Source organism: Curtobacterium sp. B8 (assembly GCF_000333315.1).
GTDB classification, from domain to species: Bacteria; Actinomycetota; Actinomycetes; order Actinomycetales; family Microbacteriaceae; genus Curtobacterium; species Curtobacterium luteum.
Genome location: NZ_BACW01000292.1, coordinates 1 through 950 on the forward strand (window position 1 = coordinate 1; position 950 = coordinate 950).

Here is a 950-nt window from a genome sequence, read left to right on the forward strand (position 1 = left end):
CAACCCGCTGCCGCCTCCCAGCCCACCGGACCCGGCGACCTGGCCGACCAGTCCGTCGCGCTCGTGCGGCAGTGCTTCGCCGAGGCCGAGACCTACCCGTCGACGGCTCGGCGAAGCAGCTCGCGGGGGTGCTCGCCGACCCGTCCGGGCTCGACTTCGCGGTCGGGTTCGTCGACGGCGTCGTCCGCCCGGAGGACCTCGGTGTCGCCGCCCGGAAGCTCCGCGCGATCGCGCCGAACGCCCCCGGCTTCCTGCCCGCAGCACTGCGCGGCCTGGTCCGGCTCGGCGGCGGCATGGCCCCGGTGCTCCCCGGCGTCGTCGTCCCGATCGCACGACGGGTGCTCCGGGACATGGTCGGACACCTCATCGTGGACGCCACTGACGCCAAGCTCGGGCCGGCGATCGCGAAGATCAAGCGCGAGGGCGTCCGCCTCAACGTGAACCTGCTCGGTGAGGCCGTGCTCGGCGAGAAGGAAGCCGCCCGTCGCCTCGAGGGCACGCACCGCCTCCTCGCCCGCGACGACGTCGACTACGTCTCGATCAAGGTGTCGTCGACCGTGCACCCGCACTCCCCGTGGGCGTTCGACCACGCCGTCGCGGACATCATCGAGAAGCTCCGGCCGCTGTTCCGCCGGGCCGTCGAGGCGTCCCCGCACAAGTTCATCAACCTCGACATGGAGGAGTACAAGGACCTCGACCTCACGATCGCGGTCTTCACGCAGCTCCTCGACGAGCCCGAGTTCACGTCGCTCGAGGCCGGCATCGTGCTGCAGGCCTACCTGCCCGACGCGCTCGCCGCGATGGAGCACCTGCAGGAGTGGTCCGCTGCCCGTCGTGCCCGCGGTGGCGCCGGCATCAAGGTCCGTCTCGTGAAGGGTGCGAACCTGCCGATGGAGCAGGTCGAGGCCTCCGTGCACGGCTGGCCGCTCGCAACGTGGCACACCAAGCAG

Annotated in this window: 1 pseudogene; it reads left to right on the forward strand. The window is 71.6% G+C overall.

Annotated elements, in window-relative coordinates:
- Positions 1 to 39 precede the first annotated feature (39 nt).
- Positions 40 to 950, forward strand: a pseudogene (locus I59_RS07080) (proline dehydrogenase family protein); the annotation flags it as partial.